This is a genomic window from Cellulosimicrobium sp. SH8 (assembly GCF_025818875.1).
In the GTDB taxonomy this organism is placed as follows: Bacteria; Actinomycetota; Actinomycetes; order Actinomycetales; family Cellulomonadaceae; genus Cellulosimicrobium; species Cellulosimicrobium cellulans_D.
Genome location: NZ_JAMXMH010000018.1, coordinates 21,689 through 41,845 on the forward strand (window position 1 = coordinate 21,689; position 20,157 = coordinate 41,845).

13 protein-coding genes are annotated in these 20,157 nt (G+C 74.5%); 9 read left to right on the top strand and 4 right to left on the bottom strand.

Features of this window, described 5'->3' with window-relative positions:
• Positions 1 to 384: 384 nt before the first annotated feature.
• Positions 385 to 2,592, bottom strand: a complete 2,208-nt coding sequence (locus NF338_RS20815; RefSeq protein WP_264032495.1) for a carbohydrate-binding module family 20 domain-containing protein — start codon at positions 2,590 to 2,592, stop codon at positions 385 to 387.
• Positions 2,593 to 2,848: 256 nt separating this feature from the next.
• Between NF338_RS20815 and NF338_RS20820 the strand changes: the two genes are divergently transcribed.
• A complete protein-coding gene (locus tag NF338_RS20820) occupies positions 2,849 to 3,067 on the top strand; it encodes a PLD nuclease N-terminal domain-containing protein (protein WP_087469693.1) in 219 nt (72 codons plus the stop codon).
• Between the two features lie 42 nt (positions 3,068 to 3,109).
• On the opposite strand, the gene mfd is transcribed toward NF338_RS20820, so the two are convergent.
• Positions 3,110 to 6,853 (bottom strand): transcription-repair coupling factor, encoded by a 3,744-nt coding sequence (mfd, locus tag NF338_RS20825; protein WP_264032496.1) that lies wholly within the window; start codon positions 6,851 to 6,853, stop codon positions 3,110 to 3,112.
• Between the two features lie 303 nt (positions 6,854 to 7,156).
• On the opposite strand from mfd, the gene NF338_RS20830 reads away from it, so the two are divergent.
• On the top strand, positions 7,157 to 7,873 hold the full coding sequence (locus NF338_RS20830; RefSeq protein ID WP_264032497.1) for a phosphatase PAP2 family protein: 717 nt from the start codon (positions 7,157 to 7,159) through the stop codon (positions 7,871 to 7,873).
• Here the strand turns inward: NF338_RS20830 and NF338_RS20835 are convergent.
• Positions 7,854 to 9,077, bottom strand: coding sequence for a glycosyltransferase family 4 protein (locus NF338_RS20835; RefSeq protein ID WP_264032498.1), 1,224 nt, complete (start codon positions 9,075 to 9,077; stop codon positions 7,854 to 7,856). The genes NF338_RS20830 and NF338_RS20835 overlap by 20 nt on opposite strands.
• A 179-nt stretch (positions 9,078 to 9,256) precedes the next feature.
• Between NF338_RS20835 and NF338_RS20840 the strand changes: the two genes are divergently transcribed.
• The gene (locus NF338_RS20840) at positions 9,257 to 10,330 is read left to right on the top strand and encodes a glycosyltransferase family 4 protein (RefSeq protein WP_264032499.1); all 1,074 of its coding nucleotides are present in this window, start codon (positions 9,257 to 9,259) and stop codon (positions 10,328 to 10,330) included.
• Between the two features lie 26 nt (positions 10,331 to 10,356).
• On the opposite strand, the gene NF338_RS20845 is transcribed toward NF338_RS20840, so the two are convergent.
• Positions 10,357 to 13,734 (bottom strand): hypothetical protein, encoded by a 3,378-nt coding sequence (locus NF338_RS20845; protein WP_264032501.1) that lies wholly within the window; start codon positions 13,732 to 13,734, stop codon positions 10,357 to 10,359.
• 174 nt (positions 13,735 to 13,908) lie between these two features.
• Between NF338_RS20845 and NF338_RS20850 the strand changes: the two genes are divergently transcribed.
• From NF338_RS20850 to NF338_RS20875, 6 genes are read left to right on the top strand one after another with little or no spacing between them, the layout of a single operon-like run.
• Entirely contained in the window at positions 13,909 to 15,123 is a 1,215-nt protein-coding gene (locus NF338_RS20850; RefSeq protein WP_052877748.1) for an ABC transporter ATP-binding protein, read from the top strand.
• 1 nt (position 15,124) lies between these two features.
• Positions 15,125 to 15,955, top strand: a complete 831-nt coding sequence (locus NF338_RS20855) for an ABC transporter permease (RefSeq protein WP_264032503.1) — start codon at positions 15,125 to 15,127, stop codon at positions 15,953 to 15,955.
• A complete protein-coding gene (locus NF338_RS20860; protein WP_264032504.1) occupies positions 15,955 to 16,797 on the top strand; it encodes a hypothetical protein in 843 nt (280 codons plus the stop codon). Before NF338_RS20855 ends, NF338_RS20860 begins: the two co-directional genes overlap by 1 nt.
• Positions 16,794 to 17,780 carry a glycosyltransferase family 2 protein gene (locus NF338_RS20865; protein WP_264032505.1) on the top strand — a complete coding sequence of 329 codons (987 nt, stop codon included), beginning with the start codon at positions 16,794 to 16,796 and terminating at the stop codon, positions 17,778 to 17,780. The genes NF338_RS20860 and NF338_RS20865 overlap by 4 nt, the downstream gene beginning before the upstream one ends.
• Entirely contained in the window at positions 17,777 to 18,925 is a 1,149-nt protein-coding gene (locus tag NF338_RS20870) for a glycosyltransferase family 4 protein (RefSeq protein ID WP_264032506.1), read from the top strand. Before NF338_RS20865 ends, NF338_RS20870 begins: the two co-directional genes overlap by 4 nt.
• Positions 18,922 to 20,079, top strand: coding sequence for a GNAT family N-acetyltransferase (locus tag NF338_RS20875; RefSeq protein WP_264032507.1), 1,158 nt, complete (start codon positions 18,922 to 18,924; stop codon positions 20,077 to 20,079). Before NF338_RS20870 ends, NF338_RS20875 begins: the two co-directional genes overlap by 4 nt.
• Positions 20,080 to 20,157 lie beyond the last annotated feature (78 nt).

Below are 20,157 nucleotides of genomic sequence, written 5' to 3' on the forward strand. Positions count from 1 at the left end.
CGCCATCGCATCGACCCCCGTCGCCGCGCTCGCTCCCCCGCCCGCCACCAGGGTGGCGAGCACCCCCGCCACGGCGGTCCTCCACGTGCGTCTCATCGTCGTCGCTCCCTTGCGATCGGCTGCGCGGGGCACGTCGCCCCCGGGCGCACCGGCGCGCCCGGGCCACACCCTAGGGGCACCCACCAGGTTCAGACAATGGTTGAACTATTCCCGCCCACCCCTCCGACCACGCCGACCGTCACCTGAGGTGCGCTCTGGCGAACCACGGTTCTGCCTCGGCCGCGGGCGCGAGGGCGGCCGAGCGGTGAGGCATCGCAACCGACCGTCGCAGCGGACGGCCCCGCCCCGGTCTGGGTGAGACCGGGGCGGGGCCGAGACGCGAGGTCACGACCTCCAGGTGTCCGACAGCGTCACGGAGCCGTCCTGGCCGACCGTCGCCGTGCGGTTGCCGCCGCTCTCCCAGACGACGTTCCCGCCGCCGTCGCGCTTGACGTACTTGTACGAGAACGTCGTCCCGGCCGGCAGGTCGAGGGTCGCGGTCCAGACGGGGTAGCCCGCGGCGGAGAGAGCGACGCCGTTCGCGGGCGCCCAGGAGCCGAGCGCCGAGATGCTCCCGACGACGAGCACGCTCTGCCCCCACGTCGTCGTCGCCGTCACGGAGAACGACGCGTCGCCCTGACCCTCGACGGGACCGGGGACCTCGCCGCCGTCCTCGCACGGATCGCCCGCCGTGACGGTCCCACCCGAGACCGCGACGGCCCCGCCCGCCAGGGAGTAGTCCTTGCCGCCGTTGTTGTCCCAGGAGCCGGAGCCGTTGGTGAACGCCGCCGTGACCGTCGCGGCGGAGCCGGTCGCGCCGTCCGGCAGGGCGACCTCCTTCGCGACCCAGCCGGTGCAGGCCGCGGTCATCGCGACGCCGGGCACGGCGGTCCAGGCACCCGTGCCGACGCGGTAGTGGACGTTGTACGCGTTCCAGCCCTTGTCGGTCGCGTAGTAGACGGTCGTCGTGCCGCTCGGGTCGACGGGACCGGGGCCGCCGGTGCCGCCGCCGTCCACCGCGCCGACGTGCAGGGCGAGCGCCCCGTAGGCGGGGACCGTCGCGGTGAAGGTGCCGGAGGAGCTCACGGTGTACTTCTTGGCGCAGTCCTTCGACGCGACGACGTCGCAGTACGTCCCGGCCGGGAGGGACGTCTGGTAGGTGCGGGTGACGGCGCTCGCGGCGTTGTTGATCGTCACGTACCCCTTGCTGCCACGGCCGTACGCGACGTGGTTGCTCCCGTCGTCCCACCAGTTCGTCACCGCGGTCCCGGCGACGGCGTTGTGGAAGCCGACCATGCCCACGATCTCGGTCCAGCGCTGCGTGCAGACCCACGCGCTGTTAGAGCAGCTCGCGTCCGGCACGGACGTCGCGGACGCGCCGGGGGCACCGGCGTCCTTGTTGTCCCAGGTGTAGCCGGAGTAGACGCTGGGCGCGCCGTAGGGCCACGAGAGCATGAACGTGTTGGCGAGCTTGTACTTGGCGCCCCACTTGTAGTTCATGGTCTCGCCGTTGCGCTCGGTGTCGTGGTTGTCGACGAACACGCCCGCGCGGTCCGAGGGGAGCTTGTTGTCGCCGATGGTGCGCAGGTCCTTGATCTGGCCGTCGAACCGGGACTTGAGGTCGCGCGCGTAGAAGAACTCGTGCGAGTCCCCGGAGCCGAGGTACTCCGAGGGCTGGATCGGCTCACCGCCCGCGCCGATGACCTCGTGCACCCAGAAGATGTTCGGGTTGGACAGCTTTGCCTTGATGGCGGCGAGGTCGGATGCGGGGATGTGCTTGGCGGCGTCGATGCGGAAGCCGGAGACACCCATGCCGATGAGGTCGTTCATGTACCCGGCGATCTTGCCCCGCACGTAGTCAGAGCTGGTGCGCAGGTCCTGGAGCGAGACGAGGCGGCAGTTCTGGACGTTGTACCGGTCGCCGTAGTTGGTGATGTTGGACCGGCAGTCGTTGAAGTCGTTCGGGCCGTACGGGACGCCAGGGAAGCTGTCGACCGAGTAGCTCGTCCCGCCGGTCCCGGTGCCGGACCCGGTGTCGGCGCCGGCGGTGTGGTTGACGACCGCGTCGACGACGACTCCCACGCCCGCGGACTTGCAGGTGCTCACCATGTTCTGGAACTCGGCACGGTTGCCGAGCTTGGACTCGATCTTGTAGCTCACCGGCTGGTAGGAGGTCCACCAGGCCGTGCCCTGGATGTGCTCCTGGGGCGGCGAGACCTGGACGTAGCCGAACCCGGCCGGGCCGATGGTGCTGGTGCACTCGGCCGCCACGGAGTCCCACGTCCACTGGAAGAGGTTGAGGATCACGTCGCCCCGGCCGTTCGGGGAGTCGACGACGGGCGTCGGGACGGGCGGTGCCGCCGCGGCGGGCGCGGCGACCGGGACCGTCGCGGCGAGCGCCGCCCCGAGCGCGAGGGCGGCCGACGCCGCCGCTGCGACGAGGCGCCGCAGGCGACCGTCGCGCCGGCCCGCGCGCCCGAGGGCGCGACGGGCGCCGGGCGCCGCTGCGGGGGTGGGTGCCGGCGGACCGGCAGGGTCGGTGGTGCGCGTCATTGCTGCTCCTTCGAGGTGCTGCGGCCGACGGCGCGCTCGGCATCGAGCGCGTGCGGGCCACGCGGTGCTGACTGCGCCCCGGGGTGTCGGGCGCGTCCGGGACTTGGCAGCGTTGCAGAGAGTTTCCGGATGTTGCTGCAACCTTACAGATCCACGGACACGCTGTCACGACCCTCGTGTGCGCCCGGCGGGTCGTGCACCGTGCGCCCGGACGGCATAGCGTCGAGCGGTACGCACCACGGGAGGAGACGACGACATGGGGACCAAGCGCCGCTGGAAGGACCTGACCAGGGGTCAGAAGATCGCCGTGGGGGTCGTGGGCGCAGCACAGGTCACGCTCACCGCCGCGGCGTACCGCGACCTGCTGCGCCGCCCGGCGGAGCAGGTCAACGGCACCAAGCTCGCGTGGGGGCTCGCGCTGCTCGTCAACTGGGTCGGGCCCATCGCCTACTTCCTCGACGGCCGCAAGCCCTGACACCGGGCCGACCCCGAGCATGCTCGGCGGGGCCGGGGGTTCTCAGCGGGAGGATGTTCCTACCGTTGCCGCCGCGCTCACCTCGCCGAGGACCACCGCGTCGATGAGCTGGCGCGCCCACGTGAGCACCTCGGCACCGCGCAGCGGCCGACCGCCGATGCGCGCCGTCGTGGGGTACGGGACGAGGAACGCGCGGATCGCGGGCTTGAGCAGCGTGCCCGGGTACAGGCGCTTGAGCCGGAGCTGCGCCGACTCCGCGAGGTCCACCGGCGCGAACCGGATGAACTTGCCCTGCGCCGTGACGTCCGTGAGCCCCGCGCGGCGCGCGTGGTTGCGGAAGTCCGCGACGTCGAACAGCGCCGACGCGACGTCGGGCAGCGCGCCGTACCGGTCGACGAGCTCGGCCCGCACCTCGGCGAGCTCGGGCGCGTCGGTCGCGGCGGCGATCTTCTTGTACGCCTCGAGCCGCAGCCGCTCGGTCGCGATGTACGACTCGGGCAGGTGCGCGTCGACCGGGAGCTCGATGGAGATCTCCGGCTGCTCCTCGGGGCCGTCGCCCCGGTAGTTCGCGACGGCCTCCCCCACCATGCGCACGTACAGGTCGAACCCGACGCCCGCGATGTGCCCGGACTGCTCGCCCCCGAGCAGGTTTCCGGCTCCGCGGATCTCGAGGTCCTTCATCGCGACCTGCATGCCGGCGCCGAGGTCGGTGTGCGCGGCGATGGTCGCGAGGCGGTCGTGCGCCGTCTCGGTGAGCGGCCGCTCCGGCGGGTAGAGGAAGTACGCGTACGCACGCTCCCGACCACGGCCCACGCGCCCCCGGAGCTGGTGGAGCTGAGACAGGCCGAGCATGTCGGCGCGCTCGAGGATGAGCGTGTTCGCGTTGGAGATGTCGAGACCCGTCTCGATGATCGTCGTGCAGACGAGGACGTCGAGCTCCTTCTCCCAGAACGCCCGGATCACCTGGTCGAGCTGGTGCTCGTTCATCTTGCCGTGGGCCACGCCCACGCGGGCCTCCGGCACGAGCTCGCGCAGCCGCGAGGCCGTCCGGTCGATCGTCTCGACCTTGTTGTGCACGTAGAACACCTGGCCCTCGCGCAACAGCTCGCGGCGCAGCGCCGCCGCGATCTGCTTCTCCTCGTACGCACCCACGTAGGTGAGGACGGGGTGGCGCTCCTCGGGCGGCGTCGCGAGCGTCGACATCTCGCGGATGCCCGTGACCGCCATCTCGAGCGTGCGCGGGATCGGGGTCGCGGACATGGCGAGCACGTCCACGTTGGTGCGCAGCTGCTTGAGCGTCTCCTTGTGCTCGACGCCGAACCGCTGCTCCTCGTCGATGATGACGAGCCCGAGGTCCTTGAACCGGATGCTGCCCGTGATGAGCCGGTGCGTGCCGATGACGACGTCGACCTTCCCCAGCCGCAGGCCCTCGATCGTCTCCTCGGACTCCTTGGCCGTCTGGAAGCGCGAGAGCGCCTTCACCGTGACGGGGAAGCCCGCGTACCGCTCGGAGAACGTCTCGAGGTGCTGCTGGACCAGGAGCGTCGTCGGCACGAGCACCGCGACCTGCTTGCCGTCCTGGACCGCCTTGAACGCCGCGCGGATCGCGATCTCCGTCTTGCCGTAGCCGACGTCGCCGCACACGAGCCGGTCCATGGGGACCGTCTTCTCCATGTCCGCCTTGACCTCGTCGATCGTCGCGAGCTGGTCCGGCGTCTCGACGTACGCGAACGCGTCCTCGAGCTCGCGCTGCCACGGCGTGTCGGCGCCGAACGCGTGCCCCTGCGTCGCCATGCGCGCCGAGTACAGACGGATGAGCTCGCCCGCGATCTCCTTGACGTGCTTGCGCGCCCGGGTCTTCGTCTTCGCCCAGTCCGCGCCGCCCATCTTGTTGAGGCTCGGGGACTCGCCGCCCGTGTACTTGGTGACCTGGTCGAGCTGGTCCATCGGGACGAACAGCCGGTCCCCGGGCTGGCCCCGCTTCGACGACGCGTACTCGATGACGAGGTACTCGCGCGTCGCCGCGTTGCCGCCCGTGCCGAGCGTGCGCTGCACGAGCTCGACGAACCGCCCCACGCCGTGCTGCTCGTGCACGACGAAGTCGCCCGCCTTGAGCTGCAGCGGGTCGACGACGTTGCGGCGCCGGCTCGGCATCTTGCGCATGTCGCGCGTGCTGGTCCCGGCGCGGCCCGTGAGGTCGGCCTCGGAGAAGACGGCGAGGCGCAGCTCCGGCGCGACGAAGCCCTTGCCGACCATGGCCGGGGTGACGAGGACGATGCCGCCCTCGGGCTCGTCGTCGAGGCGCGGCACGAGGCGCGCGGGCGTGTCGACCGCCCCGAGCTGCTCGACCATGCGCTTGGCGGGCCCGTGGCCCTCGGTCGTGAGCACCAGGCGCCAGCCCGCGTGCTGCAGCCCGCGCACGTCGTCCAGCGCGCGCGAGACGTCGCCGCGGTACGACTCGACGTCGCGCGCGCCGAGCGTGAAGGTCGGGACGCCGTCCGCGCTCTCGCCCACGTGCGCGGCGGTGGTGCCCGACGACGCGCCCGCGCCGTCCGCGGCCCGCGCACCGGCGTCGGTGGCCGCGTCCGTCGGCAGGTCGAGGTCCGGGTTGTCGAGCGCGAACGACGAGAGCGTCCACCAGCCGAGGCCGCGGCGCTGGGCGACCGCGCGGACCTCCGCGAACGTCTCGAACGACGCCGCCGACAGGTCGAGCGGCGACGTCCCGCCCGCGACCGCTCCCGTCCAGGCGGCGGCGAGGAACTCCTCCGTGGTCGCGACGAGGTCGTGCGCGCGCCGGCGCACGCGCTCGGCGTCGTCGAGGACGAGCAGGGCGTCGTCGGGCACGAGCTCGAGCACCGGGACCATCCGGTCGACGAGCACCGGCGCCAGCGACTCCATGCCCTCGACCGCGACGCCCGCGGCGAGCTTGTCGAGCATCTCGACCGCGCCCGGCAGCTGCTCGACGAGCGCCGCCGCGCGCGCCCGCACGGACTCGGTGAGCAGGATCTCGCGGCACGGCGGCGCCCACAGCCCGTGCTCCGCGATCTCGAGGCTGCGCTGGTCCGCGACCGCGAACCAGCGGATCTCCGACACCTCGTCGCCCCAGAACTCCACGCGCAGCGGGTGGTCCTCGGTGGGCGGGAAGACGTCGAGGATGCCCCCGCGCACGGCGAACTCGCCGCGGCGCTCGACCATGTCCACGCGCGTGTACGCTGCCGCGACGAGCCGCTCCGCGACGTCGGTCAGGTCCGCCGTCGACCCGGCGTGCAGCTCGACCGGCTCGAGCTCGCCCAACCCGTCGACGACGGGCTGCAGGAGCGCGCGCACCGGCATGACGAGCACGCGGACGGGGCCCGACGGCCCGACCTCCGGGTCCGGGTGCGCCAGGCGGCGGAACACGGCGATGCGCTTGGCGACGGTGTCCGCGCGCGGGCTCAGGCGCTCGTGCGGCAGCGTCTCCCAGCTCGGCAGCACCGCGACCAGGTCCGCCAGCTCGTCCGGCAGGTAGGCACGCACGCTCGCGGCGAGCTCGTCGGCGTCGCGCCCGGTCGCCGTCACCACGACGAGCGGGCGCGACCCGGGCGCCCACACCGTGCCGGACGACGCCCGGTCGCCTGCCCCGTCGACCGGCCCCGTCGCCCGCGCCCCGGCCATCGCGGCGAGCAGCGGCGGGCGCGCGCCGGCCGGGCCGACCACGTCCGCCTCGCCACGGGCGCGCACGTGCTCGACCGCCGCCGTCGCGGCGGGGTCGGCGAGCAGCGCGGGCAGGATGCCGGTGAGGTTCATGCGGTGGGGTCCCTCCGAGGACGGTGGTCGGTGGCGTCGGCGGCCACGCGCGGGGCGGGCCCGGGTCGAGGACGGTTCCGGACGGCTGAGGACACGACGGGGCAGCACGAACGGCCCGGACCGAGGCTCTCCGAGGGCGGCGAGCGGGTCCGGGCTGGGGTCGTGCAGGACGACGGCTCCCAGCGTACGCCTCGGCGCCCACACGGCGACCGGCGGCGGTCGACCGGGGAGGCGACGTTTTCACCCGGCGTCACCCTCCCGCGACCGGTGACACGGTCCCCACCGCTCCGTCATGCTCGGGGCGTGCCCACCTCCGCGGCGCCGGACCGTGTGCCGGCCCGGTCTCGCTCGTCCGTACCGCTCGTGCTGCTCGCGCTGCTCGTCGCGGTCTTCGTCGCGCTCTGGGCCGCCTCCCACCTCACCGTGGCCGGGCAGCAGGCCGACGCCGGGGCGTTCCGGACCCTCGCTCCCCTGCACGACGCCGGGCGCGACGTCGCCGGGGCGCTGCGCCGGGGACTCCCCGTGGCCTGCGCGGCCGCCGTCGCCGTCCTGGGCGTGGTCGCGCTGGTGCGCCGCGCGTGGCGCGACCTCGTCGCCGCCGTCCTCGTGGTGCTCGGGACGGTCGGGATCGCGGTCGGGCTCCGCGAGGTCCTCGTGCGGCCCGACCTCGGGGAGCACGGCTACGCCTACCAGACCTTCCCGAGCGGTCACGTCGCGGTGGTCGGCGGCCTGTGCGTCGCGATCTGGCTGCTGTGGCCGTGGTCGGGGTCGCGCGCGGCCGCGGGCTGGGCCGGGCTCGGCGTGACGGCAGCCGCCGCCCTCGCCTCCGTCGTGACGTACGCACACCGGCCGAGCGACGTCGTCGGCTCGCTGCTCGTCGCGGCGGCCGTCACGGTCGCCGTCGTGTGGCTGCTCGACGTCCCTGGGGGACCCCGCGCCGCGAGCGCGAGCCCGGCGGCTCCTCCCGCCGTCGCCGACGGGACGCCCGAGCCACCCCGGGTCAGCGACCCCTCGGCCTGACCTCGGCCAGTCCGGCGTAGAGCTCCTCGTACCGGTCGACGACGCGCTCCCAGGTGAAGTCCTCGACCCGCCGGCGGCCGGCGGCGCCGATCCGCTCCGCGCGCTCCGGGTCGTCGAGCAGGCCGAGCACGGCGGCGGCGAGCGCCTGCGTGTCCTGGGGGTCCACGAGCACGCCGTCGACGCCGTCGGAGACGATCTCCGGGGGCCCGCCGCGCACGGTCGCCACGAGCGGCCGCCCGGACCGCCACGCCTCGAGGACGACGAGCGGGGCGGCGTCCGCGCGGCTCGGCACGACGACCACGTCCGCAGCCGCGAGGCGGGCCGCCACCTCCGCCGGGTCCAGCCGTCCGGGGAGCTCGACCCGGTCGGTCAGCCCCGCCGACGCGACCCGGCGGCGCAGCGCGGCCGCCTCGCTCCCGTCGCCGACGACGACGAGCCGCGCCCGGTCGCGCAGCGCCGACGACGCGAAGGCGTCCACGAGCAGGTCGAACCCCTTGACGTGCTCGATCCGCCCCACCGCGACGACCACGGGCTCCCGCACCGGCGACCGCGCGGGCTCCCCCGCCGCGGCGTCGTCCCCCGGACGGTGGTCGGCCAGGTCGTGCCCGGCGACATCGTGCCCGGCGACGTCGTGCCCGGCCAGGTCGACGCCGTTCGGGACGACGACGGCGTCCGGCGCGCCGAAGCGGACCAGGTCGTCCGCGACGACGCGCGAGCACCCCGTCACCGCGCCCGCGACGCCGATCGAGCGCTCGAGCGCCGCGCGCAGCAGCCGCGAGTGCTCGAACACCGCGTGGTCGTCCGCGAAGGTCTCCCCGTGCGAGCTGACCACGAGCGGCGTGCGGGTGAGCGTGCGCAGGCCGAGCGCGTACGCGCCGTTGGGGCCGAAGCACTGCACGTGCAGCACGTCCGGCCGGAACGCCCGGAACGCCCGGCCCCACGCGAGCGCGGCCCCGGGCGCGGCGAGAGCGAACCGGGCGACGTCGCCGGGCCTGCTCGACGGCTGCGGGGTCGGCAGGTAGCGCACGAGGACGCCGTCGACGCGGCGCGTGCCGAGGCGCTCGCCGCGGTCGACGGTCCAGACCTCCACCGCGCTCCCGCGCGCCGCCAGCACGCGCGCGACGTGGCGCACGTGCGACTCGACACCCCCGGTGTGCGGGTCGAACGAGCTCGCGACCAGCGCCACCCGGCGACGCCCTGCCATGCGTGCCTCACCCTCTCGCGGGACGTCCCGCGCCCGGTCCACGATCACCCGCTCATCACCCGCTCCCGCAGGTCCGGCGGGGCGTCCGCGCCACTAGAGTGGGCCACTCTACCGACCGCTCCGGTCGTCCCGACCGTGCCGCACCCGCCACGCACCACGCCCCGAGGGGGACCTGCCCGATGCCGCAGCTCGTCGTCGCGACCGTCGCGGTCGAGGTCCCGATGGGGGCCCAGGTGTACCAGGAGGAGGTCGCGGCGCGCGCGGCGGAGGCGCTCGCGGACGGGCGTGCCGGAACGAGCGCCTGGTCCGTCGACCGCGCCGTCTTCCGCTCGCTTCGCTCCCCGCTCGCCGGGACCCACCGGCTCCCGCTCGGTCGGCTCGGCTCCGCGAGCCCCGCGGTGCGCCGGGCCGTCGGCCGCGCGGTCTACCCGCACGGCGCCGTCGTGCACCGCGTAGGGCTCGACCTGCCGCCGCACCCGACGCGCGACGTCGTCGCCGTGCAGGACGTCGTGTCGTGGCGCTACCACGACGAGTCCGCACCGGTCCGCGCGGCGGCCGAGGAGGTCCGGCGCGCGGCCGCCGTCGTGTGCGTGTCGGAGTTCAGCGCGGACGAGGCCGCGGAGGTCCTCGGGCTCGCCGAGCGACCGTCCGTGGCCTACAACGGCGTGGACCCGGTCTACTTCTCCGCCGCGCCGCTCCCCCGCGAGCGCCTCGCCGCGCTCGGCGTGGACGGTCCGTACGTGCTGCACGCGGGCGGCGCGTCGCGGCGCAAGAACCTCGAGGAGCTCGCCGTCGCGTGGGGCAGGGTCCGCTCCGCGCGCCCCGACCTCACGCTCGTCATGAGCGGGCCGCCGCACCCGCGCCGCACCGCGCTGTTCGCGGAGCTGCCCGGCACGCGGCTCGTCGGTCGCCTGCCGGGCGAGCTCATGCCGGGGCTCGTCGCGGGCGCCGCGGCCGTCGTCGTGCCGTCGCGCTACGAGGGCTTCGGGCTCCCCGCCCTGGAGGCGATGGCCGCGGGCGTCCCCGTGGTCGCGGCCCGCACGAGCTCGCTGCCCGAGGTCGTGGGCGACGGCGGCGTGCTCGCCGAGCCGGACGGCGCGAGCCTCGCGGAGGCCCTGCTTTGGGTGACGACGCGTGACGCCGAGGTCGAGGCGCTCGTGGGGCGCGGGCGCGAGCGCGCCGCCACGTTCACGTGGGAGCGCAGCGCCGCGCAGCACGCCGCGATCTGGCGCAGGGTCGCCGCACGCGGCTGACGGCGCCCGCGCCCCGGTGACGGCGCTCACCCTGCCGGCTCCCACGCCTGGACCGCACTGATCGTCGCGATCCACTCGCTCTCCGTCACGAGCGGGATGAAGTCGGGGTGCAGCCCGCCGACGATCCCGGTGTAGTTCGCCGCGAGCACGGGCACGTCGCGCTCGGTCGTCATCGGGAGCGTCACGCGCACCGCCGTGACCTCGACGGGCTCGAACGTGAAGAGCGCGACGCGGTCGAGGAACTGGTCGGTCTGCTGCGCCACGTCCCGCCACGCGCCGTCGGGCGTGCGGACCGAGACGGTGTAGTCGCGCAGGCCCGACGTGCAGCACCTGATGCCGGCCGTCGCGACGGCGACGCGGTCGATCGTGCGCGGGCCGTCGGTCGTGACCTCGACGCCCGGCGCCTCGTCGACGGACCCGTCGGCCAGGCGTCCCGACCGCCAGGGCTCGCGCACGGCGAAGGTGCCGGACGTGACGACGTCGGGGTCGCTCGCGTCCTCGTGCGTCGACGTCGCGGTCACGGGCCGACCCTCGAGCACGTCGTCGCCGAACGCCTCGACGGGGGCGACCTCGAGCGCCGTGCCCGCGGGCGCGACGAGCAGGACGGGCGCGCCGTTCACCGGGACCTCGACGCCCCCGGAGGGGACCTCCAGGCCGCGCTCGGCGCCGTAGACGTCCCGCGCGGTCACCGTGATCGCGCCGCCCGGCGCCGTGAGCCGCACGGCGGTGGACAGGTCCTCGCTCCACAGGGCGAACAGCTCGGCGCCCTCGACCTGGCCCGTCCCGGGCGCGCGCACGGCGTGCACCCCGGGCGTCCCGGTCTCGACCGCCTCGGGCGGCCCGAACCCGTCGAGGAACACCGCGCTCGCGGCGAACGCCGCCCCGGCGGGCTTCACGTACTGGCCGTACTGGAGCAGCGACCAGGAGTTCTCCTCTTCGCCGAACCCGCCCTCGGAGAAGAAGTACGTCCACTCGTCGACGTCCTCCAGCCCGTACCAGAGGAGCTTGCGCACGACGTCGGACCCGCCCGCCCAGAAGTTCGCGACGCCGTCGGACCACCAGCCGGTCTCGGTGTCCCACACGGGGACGTCGCCGCACGCGGCGATCGCGTCACGCAGCCGGTCCAGCTCGGCGCCGTCCGCGGAGAACCCCTCCTCCTCCCACGACCGGTTGAACCCCGTGTAGGGGTGGATGCCGACGACGTCGAGCGAGGCGCACCCGCCCGCGGCGACCAGGTCGGCCCACCACGCGGGCTCGATCCCGAGCGTGTTCCCACCGACCACCACGACGTCCGCGGACGCGGCGCGCGCGCCCGCGGCGAACGGGGCACCCACCTCCTCCTCGTAGGCGGCCGCGTCCTCGTACCCGGTGTTGTTGGGCTCGTTCCACGGCTGCCAGTAGCGGATCTGCGGCGCGTGCTCGTGCACCGCCGCGACGATCTCGCGCGCCCAGCCCTCCCACGTCCCGGCCTCCGCCGCCGCCCGCTCCGCCTCCCCGCCCGAGCCGAGCTGCAGCGTGAGGATCACGCCCGACTCGTCCGCGAGCTCCGCGGCGGCGGCGAGCTCGGCGAACGGGTCGACGTCGGCGGGCTCCTCGCCCTCCTCCGCGTCGGGCGCGAACGCCGCGTTCGGCAACGAGTCCCAGACGAGCGCGTCGGCGTCCGGCTCGGCCGTCGGGTCCGGCACGATCGCCCCGAAGTCGAGCTGCGTACGGTGGCTGCCCACGCCGAGCTGGTCCGCGAGCTGCACGCCGCGCAGCGGCCCCGCGCCGCCCCAGTCCGCGCCGTCCGCGAGCGCCGCCGGGTCGAGGCCGCTGCCCGGCGCGGCCACGGTGTAGCGCAGGCACGTCCCCGAGACGGGTTCGCCCGTCGCGGTGTCGACCAGCGTGGCGTCGACCTCGTACACCCCCGGCCGGGTCGGCGGCAGGTCGAGCGGGAGGTCGCCGCCCTCGGCGGGGAGATCGACGACGGTCTCCTCGCCGACCACCGGGTCCCACACGCGCGGGTCGCCGCGCACCTGGTAGCGCAGGCGGTACGTCCCGGCGGCGGCGCCCCAGGCGTCGTCGAACGCGGCTACCACGCGCGGCGCGGTCCCGTCGGGGAAGACGCCGTAGGGCGCGTCCACGAGCAGCCCGGCGCCGAGCCCGAGCCCGCCGAACAGCTCCTCGTTCGCCGCGTTGTACTTCACCGGCGCGCCGAGCTGGTAGGCCATGCGGTCGGCCGAGATCTCCGTGATCGCGAACCCGCCCTCGTCGCCGTGCGTGAGCACGTAGTACGGCGCGTCCCCGGCGGTGCCGTCGCGCAGCACCGGCGTGCTCTCCCACAGCGCGAACGGCTGCTCGAGGTCCTTGTGCGTGTCCGGCCACACGCCGCGGAACACGCCGTCGCTCCCCCACCACCGGAACCCGAGGTTCTCGTCGGCAACGACGAGGCCGTCGCCCTCGGGCCCGGACGAGGGCCCGGTGGTCACGCCCGTCGTGTCGTCGAGCCACGGCACGCGCGGCACGCCGAACGGTCGCCCGCGCTCCCACGAGGCGCCCAGGTGGAAGGCCGGGTCGTCGCCGCCCGGCCCGACGGCGCGCAGGTCGAGCGTGCGGCGCTCGTCGTCGCGCACGTCGGTCTGGACCAGGGCCGTGCCGTCCGGGAGCTGCGCGAGGACGGCGCCCTCGAACGGGGTGTCCGTGAGGAGCTCTCCGTCGCCCGACACCTCGTGCAGGACCTCGCCCGCCTCCTGGACGCCGACGACGGTGCCGCCGTCGGCCGTCCAGCGCACCGTCCCGTACAGGTCGAGCAGGTCGCCCGCCGTGTGCTCGCCCTCGGGGATCGTCACCGACCAGGTCGTAGTCCCGTCGGGCGCGACCTTGAGCAGGTCGCGGCGGTGCATGAGCGTGTCGAGGAGGTACGCGCTCCCGTCCGGGTCGACCTCGAAGGAGTCCGTGCGGAACGTCTCGCTCGCGCCGTCCCAGTCGAGCTCGACCGGCGTCGTCGCCTCCGCGTCCCCGGTCGCGAGGTCGTAGCGCGTCACGGTGTACGTCGCCTCGCGGTCCCACTCCAGCACGTACGCCGCGCCGTCGAGCACGCGGAACGTGACGAGCTCCCCGTCGTCGAGCGTCACGACGTCGTCGACGACCGTGCGGATCCCGTCCAGCGCCTCGGTATCGACGCCGTCGTCGGTCACCTGCTCGAGGCGGGGGAACCCGCACAGGGGCAGCGCGCCCGTCTGCGTGACGGGCGACGTCGCGGGGACCGGGGAGGGGACGAACGGCTGCGCGCCCGAGGTCGTCCCCGACCCTGCGCCGCCGATCGCGACGGCCGCGACCAGCGCGAGGACCGCGGCGACGACGCCGCCCACGACCGTGGGGTCCGCACCGCCCTCGGGCCTCTCGCCGTCCTCGTCCGAAGCCATCTCGCCGCCCTGTCGTCGTCGGGCCCTGCTCGGGTGCCGCTCCCGCGAGCGTAGGTCCGCGGAGGGTCGGCGCCGAGGGTCGGCGGGCACTTTCACCCGCGTTCGTCCGGTTCCGGGCCCGATTCACCCGTTCGACCCGGCCGCGGGCGCGAGCAGGACGACTATCTTTCATCTGTGCAGGCGACCACGGAACCCGCGATCCGCGTCGCCGGGCTGGGCAAGACCTACCGGCTCGGCGCGTTCGGCGAGCGACCGTCCACGGCCGCGGCCGCCGCGATCCAGTGGGTGCGGTCGACCGGCAAGCAGAAGTACACGCTGTTCGACGCGCTGGACGACGTCTCCTTCGAGGTCCCGCAGGGCGAGGCGCTCGGGATCGTCGGTCGCAACGGCGCGGGCAAGTCGACGCTGCTCAAGATCCTCACGCGCGTCACCGCGCCCACGCGCGGGCGGATCGAGCTCACCGGGCGCGTCGGGTCGCTCCTGGAGGTCGGCACGGGGTTCCACCCCGAGCTCACCGGCAAGGAGAACATCTTCCTCAACGGCGCGATCCTCGGCATGACCCGCAAGGAGATCACCAAGCGCTACGACGAGATCGTCGCGTTCTCCGGCATCGAGAAGTTCCTCGCGACCCCGGTCAAGCGCTACTCGTCCGGCATGTACGTCCGGCTCGCGTTCTCCGTCGCGGCCCACCTCGACACCGAGATCCTCGCGATCGACGAGGTGCTCGCCGTCGGCGACGCCGAGTTCCAGCGCCGCTCGATCCAGAAGATGCGCGAGGCCGCCCAGGGCGGCCGGACGGTGCTCTACGTGAGCCACCAGCTCCAGACGGTCCAGGCCCTGTGCACCTCGGCGGTGCTGCTCGACCGCGGGACCCTGAAGTACTCGGGCACGGTCGAGGGCACGCTCCAGGCGTACCGCGACAGCTTCGAGAGCTTCGCCGCGGCGCAGTCCGACCCCAAGAAGCGCCCCGGCAACGGCAAGGTCCGGCTCTCCTCGGTCCGCATGGAGGACGAGTTCGTCAAGTCGTCCCAGGACATCGTCGTCGACTTCGAGGCGCCCGCGAGCAAGAAGCTCGTCGGCACCTACTTCGTCTCGATGCACATCAACAACGACCAGGGGACCGTCATCGCGCAGTGCGACTCGCGCCTCGTCGGGAAGTGGTTCGACCCGGAGCAGCCCCAGAAGGGCCGCCTCGTGGTCCGCGACCTGTGGCTCAAGCCCGGCCAGTACACGGTCGACGTGTACGCGTGCCAGGCCGGCGTGCTCGACGCGTGGGAGGGTGCGTGGCGCTTCGAGGTGCTGCCCGACCTTCCGTACCCGGAGTTCACGGAGGCGTCCAGCACCGAGAAGGGCATGGTCTTCGTGAACTTCGAGTACGAGGGGGCCTGACGTGGAGCAGACCGTGCAGCGCACCGTCATCACGCCGCCGGGGCGCCTCAACCTGCCGTCCTGGCGCGAGCTGTGGAACGCGCGCGAGGTCGCCGTCCGGCTCGCGCTGCGCGACGTCATCGTGCGCTACCGCCAGACGATCTTCGGCATCACGTGGGTCATCGCCCAGCCGCTGGTCAGCGCCGGCATCTTCACCATCGTCTTCGGCGAGATCGCGGGACTGTCGACGGGGAACGTCCCGACCTTCCTCTTCACGCTCGCGGGCATGCTCGCCTGGAACCTGTTCAACGGCGCGCTCGGTCGAGCCTCCGGCTCGATGGTCGGCAACCAGTCCCTCGTGCAGAAGGTCTTCTTCCCGCGGCTCCTGGTCCCGATCTCGAGCCTCGCCTCGGTCGTGCTCGACTTCCTCGTCGCGCTCGCGCTCGCGGTCGTGCTGCTCTTCGTCTACGGCATCAACCCCGGCTGGGCGGTCCTGCTCCTGCCCGTCTGGGTGCTGCTCATCCTGCTGATCGGGACGGGGCTGGGCCTCGCTGCCGCGGCGTACATGGTCAAGTACCGCGACGTCGGGTACGTGCTGCCCTGGCTCGTCCAGATCCTCCTCTACGCGAGCCCCGTCGCCTACGCATTGTCGTCCGTCCCGGCGAACCTGCGCTGGCTCTTCGACATCAACCCGGTGACGTGGTTCCTCGAGGGCTTCCGCTGGTCCCTGCTCGGCACCGACTTCCCGCCGACGTGGCAGGTCGTGGCGCTCGTGGTCGCCGCTCCCCTGATCTTCCTCGGCGGGACGCTCGTGTTCCAGAAGAACGAGCGCGAGTTCGCGGACTTCATCTGATGCGCGTCTCCGCGTACGTCCTCCTCGCCGACCCGAGCTTCCTGCGCGCGAGCCTGCTCGCGTACTACCACCTCGTCGACCGGGTCGTGCTGTCCTACGACGAGACGAGCACCTCCTGGACGGGCACGCCGCTGCCGGTCGAGGAGTGCCTCGCGATCGTCGAGGAGGTCGACACCGACGGGAAGTGCGTGCGCGCCCCCGGGCGCTTCGCCCGGCTCGACGAGCACCCCCTCGACAACGACACGTACCAGCGCCAGACCGCCCTCGACGCGGCGTCGGAGGGGGCCGACTGGGTGCTGCAGCTCGACACGGACGAGGTCATGCTCGACCCCGCGGCGTTCCGGGCTTCCCTCGACGCCGCCGAGCGGGCGGGCGCGGGCGGGCTCCACTACCCCGCACGCTGGCTCTACTCGCGCGTCGCGCCGGGGCGCTACCTGGAGTCGAGCACGCGCCTCGGCAGGCCCGCGGCGTCGTACCCCGGGCCGCTGGCGGTGCGCGCCGGCACGACCCTCGCGCACGCCCGCCAGGCCGACGTGCCGCTCTACCGCGTCGACCTGCGGCCCTGGAACACCGACCCGAGCCACCCGCACGACACCGTCGTCCACGAGGTCGTGCGCCCCGACCAGGCCGTGCTGCACTTCTCCTGGGTCCGCCGCCCGGCGGCCATGCGGCAGAAGTTCGGGTGGTCGGGACACACGGCCCACTACTCGCGCCCGGGCGTCTACGAGGCGTGGGTCGGGCGCACCCGGCACCCGCGCCGCACCACGCTCACCACACCGCTCCGCCGCGAGGACTGGTTCCGCCTCGTGACCGTCCCCGAGCCGCCGGGAGGCGCGCCGTGAGCCCGACCGTCAGCGTCGTCGTCGTGACGTACGGCCGCCCCGAGAGCGTGCGCGAGTGCCTGGAGCACCTCCAGCGGCTCGACACCCCGCCGCTCGAGGTGGTGGTCGTCGACTCGACCCCCGCGGACACGACGCGGCGGCTCGTGCGCGAGGAGTTCCCCGACGTGCGCCTCCTGCACAGCACGCTCGGGCGCGGCACGACGCCGGAGTCGCGGCAGATGGGCTTCGCCGTCACCCGGGGCGACGTCGTGGCGTTCGTCGACGACGACGCCTACGCCGCGCCGGACTGGCTCGACGAGCTCGTCGCGCCCTACGCCGACCCGGACGTCGTCGCCGTCGGCGGGCGTGCGGACAACGGCATCCCCGGCGAGGAGCACGAGGGGCTGGACCGCATCGGCCGGCTGCTCCCCGACGGCCGCCTCACCGGCAGCTTCGCCGCCGACCCCGGCCGCGTCGTCGAGGTCGACCACCTGCTCGGGGCGAACATGTCGTTCCGCCGCAGCGCGCTGGAGGCGATCGGCGGCATCCGCGGCAACTACCCGGGCACGTGCCTGTGCGAGGAGTCCGACATCTCGCTGCGCCTGCGCGCGACGGGCGGGCGCCTGCTCTACACGCCGCGCGCGGTCGTACGGCACATGGCCGCGCCGTACGGGATCGGTGGCAAGCGGTTCGACCGGCGCTACCTGTACTACGCCCGCCGCAACCACCTCGTCATGCTCGTGCGGAACTTCGGGTGGCGGGACCCGATCGTGCGCCGGTACGCCCGCACGACCGTCCGCGACCAGCGCGACTACCTGCGCACGACCGCGCGGCGCCTCGGGCCGACCAAGTCGGACGGGACGCGCCGCCCCCTGCGCAAGCGGGTCACGGCCCCGGTCGTCCTCACGCGGGCGGTGGCGGAGCTGGTCGGACTGGCCGCCGGCGTCCCCGCCGCCGTGCGCACGACGCGGCAGGACCGCGCGGACGGGCTCGCGACGCCATGACGCCGGGGGCGGGCAGGCCGCTCGTCCACGCGATCACGCCGGGCGACCACTTCTCCCCGCGGACGGGCAGCGCCGTCCCGACCGTGGTCGACGGGCTCGCCCGGCACCGGTCCCAGGGCAGCCCGCGGCCGACGGTCCTCGTCGCGCGCGGGACGTACCCGGACCGCTACCCGAGCGCGGACGTCGTCGAGTACGCGCAGCGACGCTCGCGCCGGACCGACCGCTACCTCGACTCGGCGCTCGCCCGCGTCGGCGCTCCCCGGGTGGCGGCGCGCCGCGCGTTCGCCGCCGTCGTCGTCAGCCAGGACGAGTGGGCGCCGTCGTTCGTGCTCGCCCACAACGCCCCGGCCCTGGTGCCCCTGGTCGGGCCGCGGCACGTCCCCGTGCTCTACGCGCACAACCAGGTGCTGCGGACGTACACGACCCGCGACGCGGGCCGGACGCTCGCGCACGCCCCGGTGGTGGTGTGCGTGAGCGACTTCCTCGCGGAGCAGGTCCGGGCGCGGCTCCCCCGGGAGCTCGCCGACCGGGTCCGGACCGTCCGCAACGGCGTGGACCCGGCGCTCCTCGACGTCGAGCGCGCGGACCCTGCCGACGACGGTCTGCACGTCGTGTACGTCGGCCGGGTCATCCCCGACAAGGGCGTCCACGTGCTCCTGGCCGCGGTGGGCGCGCTGGACCGCGCCGACGTCCGCGTGACGGTCGTCGGGCGTGCCGGGTTCGACGCCCGGGACCCGCTGACGCCCTACGAGCAGGAGCTCCGTCGGACGGCGGACGACCTGCGGTCCCCGGTCCGGTTCGCGTCGTTCCTCGCACGTGACGCGCTGCCCGCCGTCCTCGCGACCGCCTCGGTCGTCGTGGTCCCGTCGACCTGGCCGGAGCCGTTCGGGCTGACCGCGCTGGAAGGCATGGCGGTCGGCGCCGCCGTCGTCGCGTCCGACGTCGGCGGGCTGCCCGAGGCCGTCGGCGACGGCGGCCTCCTGGTCCCGCCGGGCGACGTCGCCCGGCTCGCCGACGCGCTGGACGGCCTGCGCGACGCGCAGACCCTCGGGCAGGCTCAGGCGAGGGCGCGGGCGACCGCGCGGACACGCACCTGGGCGGTGTCCGCAACCCGGCTCGACGAGGTGCTGGAGGCATACCGATGACGGTCACCGTGCGGGTCGTCGCCCTCGACGACCTCTCGCCCGCCGAGATCGAGGGGTGGTCCGACCTCGCCGAGCGCGCGGTCGAGCCCAACGCCTTCCTCGACCCGGCATGGCTCCTGCCCGCGACCCGCTGGTTCCCCGCGGCGCGCGAGCTGCGCGTCCTGCTCGCCGACGACGGCGAGAAGGTCCGCATGGTCCTGCCCGTCGGCGTCGAGCGGGGTATCCACGGCCTCCCGATCTCGTACGCGACGACCGGGACCCCCTACCTGGCCAGGAACGCCGCCGTGTGCGCCCCGCTCGTGGACCGTGACGACGCCCGCGGGACGTTCGAGGCCGTGCTCGACGCGGTGGGTCGCCGCCGCGGCGGGCTGCCCGGTCTGCTGGAGCTGACGCTGTTCCCCGACGGCCCGCTCCTGACCACGCTGCTCGACGTCGCCGCGGACCGGCGGCTCCCCGTCCTCGAGCGCTACCGCCTGGAGCGTGCGTGCCTCCGGGTCCCCGGAGAGGACCCCGTCGCGCACCTGAGCAGGCGGCGGCGCCGGCACGTCCGGCAGGACGCGGCCGCGCTGGCAGAGCGCCTCGGCGGAGAGCTCACGGTCGTCGACAACGGCGCCGACCCGGCCGCGACCGAACGCCTGCTGGACCTCGAGGCGTCCGGGTGGAAGGGCGACCGGTCGCGCAAGGGCGCCGCGCAGCGCAACAAGCCGCACCAGCTCGGCTGGTTCCAGGAGGCGACGGACGAGATGCGGCGGCGCGGGCGGCTGCACGTCTTCGAGCTCGTCGGCGGCGGGACCACCGTCTACGCGAGCGCGGTGATCCGCTCCGGCGCCGGGCTCTTCGGCTACCTCGACACCTACGACGAGGCCCACGCGGACCTGGGGCCGGGGGTGGTCGGCCGGGTCCTGACGCAGGAGCACGTCGCCGCGCGCGGCGACGTCTCCCTCTTCGACCCGTGCATCCATCCCAAGTTCACGGTCCCGTCCACCCTCTACCCGGGCCGCCGGGACCTCGTCGGGCTCCTGGTCGCCGTCCGCGGACCCGTCGCACGCACCGGTGTCAGGACGGCGCCCCGGGTCTCGTCCGCCCTCCGGCGCCTGCGGCGTCCGCGTCCCACGACGCACGACGCCGAGGGCTCGCCGCCGGGGGGTGGGTGATGGCCGGGAGCGTGGTGCCGGAGCTGAGCGTGGTCATCGCGGCGTTCGACGCGCAGGACACGCTGGACGAGCAGCTGG